Source organism: bacterium, assembly GCA_026398675.1.
Taxonomy (GTDB): domain Bacteria; phylum RBG-13-66-14; class RBG-13-66-14; order RBG-13-66-14; family RBG-13-66-14; genus RBG-13-66-14.
This window is the reverse complement of sequence record JAPLSK010000026.1, coordinates 1-3,361: the sequence shown is the minus strand read 5'-3', so window position 1 is coordinate 3,361 and position 3,361 is coordinate 1. Positions and strand designations below refer to the sequence as shown.

Annotated in this window: 4 protein-coding genes; all 4 read right to left on the bottom strand. The window is 68.6% G+C overall.

Features of this window, described 5'->3' with window-relative positions; genetic code table 11:
- The coding region (locus tag NTW26_00350) for a hypothetical protein (GenBank protein MCX7020724.1) at nt 1-638 on the bottom strand (638 nt) is incomplete at its 3' end.
- A 175-nt stretch (nt 639-813) separates the two neighbouring features.
- The gene (locus NTW26_00345; GenBank protein MCX7020723.1) at nt 814-1,470 is read right to left on the bottom strand and encodes a hypothetical protein; all 657 of its coding nucleotides are present in this window, start codon (nt 1,468-1,470) and stop codon (nt 814-816) included.
- 109 nt (nt 1,471-1,579) lie between these two features.
- Complete coding sequence (locus NTW26_00340; GenBank protein ID MCX7020722.1) at nt 1,580-2,224, bottom strand: hypothetical protein; 645 nt, start codon at nt 2,222-2,224, stop codon at nt 1,580-1,582.
- Nucleotides 2,225-2,410: 186 nt separating this feature from the next.
- On the bottom strand, nt 2,411-3,361 hold a 951-nt coding region (locus NTW26_00335), incomplete at its 5' end, for a hypothetical protein (protein MCX7020721.1).

Genomic DNA, 3,361 nt, shown 5'->3' with positions numbered 1-3,361 from the left:
GGGGGGATGTTGAACCCGGTCTCGACGATCCCTCCAGCCAGGATCATGTTGTACGTCTGGAGGTCATGCCAGATCGAGAGCCCCGAGTCTGCCTCGTCGATGGCGTAGTCGACCGTGAGGTCGTTCCCTGCCACCGCGTTCTCGTTGAGCACCTTCACGTCGAGAGAGCGGCCCACGCAGTAGAGCGTCACCGCCCCGCCTTGATCGAGGGCATCGAGGGCCTGGACCAGGAGGTTCGGGTTCGGGTTCTGGGTGCGGACGTGGATGGTCCCTCGGCGGATGATGTAGTCCGACTCCATCTTGGTCCCGACCAAGAACCGCAGGTGAGCCCCACGGCCCGCCGCGATGTGATGGTCTGGGTCCGTGCCCTTCAGCGTAACCTTCCACCGGGTCACCACGTCGGCCTGCCCGTGGTTGGTGACGATGGGCTCGAACTGGAGCGTCCCGCTGGGGATGACCTCGGTTCCACCGATCCGGTACGCGCGGCCGATGGCGGGGTCGAACATCCCGCCGGACATGAGGGAGCCCGCGATGGCCGATGGCGTCCCCCCTCGACCGTCTCGGAGCCCAGCCTCGCGCATCACGAGCGCCCGCATGGGGTCTTGGATCTCGTACCGGCTCGGAGGGTTCTTCGCCATGGGTCTGCTCCTGGTAGGAGGGTATCCCATTCAAGGCCGGGCGGGGAGGGGTTCACCGCCCATACCAGGACATCGACGGGAGGCTATAACGCGAAGGGGCGAGCCCCCTTGCGGGAGCCCGCCCCACGGTCCGCCGCGGTTGCCCGCGGCAGCCCGGATGACCGGGAGGCCAGGACTAGAAGCCCGGGCCCTCGAAGCCGTGGACCGCGGCCTGGAGGAGCATCTGCTCCATCCAACGCTGCATCGCGTAGGGGTTCAGCTCGTCGACGATGAGGCCACCGAGGACGATGTCGGCCGCGCCCGCGGCGTCGGCGTGCAGGAAGTCGACCTTGACGGTCTGGCCGGTGAGGGCCAGCCGGCGGCCGAAGCTGATGCCGAAGCGAGTGCTGTCCTTCGCGAACATGGAGATCGGGGCGCCCTTCGACCCGACGTTGATGGGCAGGCCGGCGACCGAGATGCCGGTGACGAGCACGTCCTGGGGCACGGTGCAGTCCAGCACCATGCTCTTGATCCACATGTTGCGGTTGCAGGTGTCGGTCAGGCTGGCGGTGCCGCCCTGGACGAGGTTCACGGAGCCCAGGCCGTTGAACTGGTTCTCGGTCACCATTCCGCGGGCCGCGGCGGCCTGATACACGTCGGCCGGGGCCACGTCGGTATCCTGCTGCTGGCGGGACGAGAGGCGCTCGGCGCGGCCTTCGAGGCGGTTGATCCTGCGGGAGATGCGGTCCTGCCGGCGGGTGCCGCCGACGAGTCCCGACACGTCCTCGTCGTCGATGGACAGGGCGCCGGTCTGGGCGTCGTAGTAGACGGGGACGGAGCCGATGGGGTTCATGGGAATCCTCTCTTTCAGGGGTTGCGAGTTCTGTGGTTCTTGTGACCCCGAAGGGTCGAAGGTGTGGGTAGGAGGCTGCCGGTGCGGTCACGCCCCCGGGTGATGGTTCCTAGAGCTGGCCGTGCTTGGCCCAGTAGGCCGGCTTGACCGCCCAGCGGGGGACGCTGACCTCGTCGATCTCGCCCTGCTTCTCCTTCAGCTTCCCGAGCCGGCGGTTGATCCGCTCCAGCCTGCGGGCCTTGCGCTCGTCGGCGCCGCCGACGTAGCCCAGGACGATCCCGGGGGTGGGCTCGGTCGCGGCCGGGACGACGGGCGGGGTGACCGCGGCGGCCTTCTCGGCGGCCTTCTCGGCGGCCTTGTCGGCGGCCTTGTCTTCGGACTTGGCGGCCTGATTCACGCCGAAGGCGTGGGCCTTGTCGTAGAGCCAGGAGCCGAGGATGCCCAAGCCCACGTTGACGGCGTGGACGTTGGTCTTCTTCTCGTTCCACAGGCCGTACACGAGGGCGCCGGCACCGGCCACGAGGCGGGCGTCCACGCGGTCGTTGAAGAGGCCCAGGTCGTCGGCCTTGTAGCCGGCGATGGCGGTGGCCGCGGCCATGGAGCCGAGGATCTCGCCACCGGTCCAGGCGAGGCCCTTGAGCTGGGTCTCGCGGGTGCGAGACAGGCGGGCGCGCTCGGCGGTGGTGGAGGTCTTGCTGCCCTGGGACTTCTTCGGGGAGACCGAAGCGGCCGAGGGGAGGGTGACGGTGCTCATGTAGTCCCTCTCGCTGCGAGTGGTTTCAGATGGGTGGTATCGGGGGACCAGGGGTTAGGCAAGAGATCGTCGGCGTTTTTCCTACGTTCTCCAGGTCTGCTAGACTGTAACTCCGTGGTTATCCTCGACGCCGGTGGACGGTTTTGCTTGGGTTTTCAGGGAGTGGTCCGGAAGGGGCCAGAAGGATCAGAAGACGGTCTGGATGTTCATGCCGTGGAAGCGGGCCATGTGTCCGAGGCCCTGCACGAAGCTGGTCGTGTAGGCGGACGGGGCCCCGGCGTACTGCATGCGCGGCGCCGCGGGCATGAAGGGCGACGTGGCGTAGGTCGGTGCGGTCTGGAGGTAGGTGGGCTCGCGAACGATCTCGCGGACCACCTTGGTCTTCGGGGTGTAGAGGGCGTCGTAGAGATCCTTGTCGAGGATGTCCGCATCGTCGTCGATGTCGTCCTCGTAGCCGCCGCCGTCGTCGGAGGAGTAGCCCCCGCCACCGCCGCCCTCGTCGGAGCCGTAGCCACCACCGCCACCGCCACCGCCACCGCCACCGCCGCCGCCATCGGAGCCGGAGCCGTAGCCCCCACCACCACCGCCGCCGCTGCCCCCGCCGTAGTCCCCGTAGGACCCGCCGTCGTAGGTGCTGGCGCCGGAGCCGGAGCCCCCGTCACCGCGGTTGCCCATGGAGGCGCCGCCGTACCCACCGCCCGGGCTGATCGGCCCGGAGGAGGTGAAGGACTGCAAGTTGAGGGAGCGCCCCGAGCCCGAGCCGAGGCCCAGACGGGACGAGAAGGGGGAGTAGCTGCCCTTGGAGGGGTAGCGGGAACCCAAGGAGCGCGGCTGGTACGGAGCCCACCGACGGGTCTGCATCCGGCGACCCTTCCGGTTCGGCCGGCGCAGGGCGCCGATGCCCGTGGGAGAGTCGACGAGCGAGCCCTCGAAGTTGAAGGGCGCGCTGTACTCGGTCAGAAAGCCCTCGTCCAGGAGACCGATGCCCGTGGGGGAGTCGACCATGGAGCCCCGGAGCACGCCGGCCCCGCGGAAGCCATACTCGTTCACGAAGCCGACCTGGGAGAAGCCCGAGATGGTCTGGGCCTGGGCAGCGTTGAACTTGGTCCAGGCAGCCTTCATCAGGTTGGAGGTCTG

Excerpts from the sequence above, each read along its gene's own strand:
- NTW26_00345 (MCX7020723.1), bottom strand. The coding sequence starts at position 1,470 with ATGAACCCCATCGGCTCCGTCCCCGTCTACTACGACGCCCAGACCGGC.
- NTW26_00340 (MCX7020722.1), bottom strand. The coding sequence starts at position 2,224 with ATGAGCACCGTCACCCTCCCCTCGGCCGCTTCGGTCTCCCCGAAGAAG.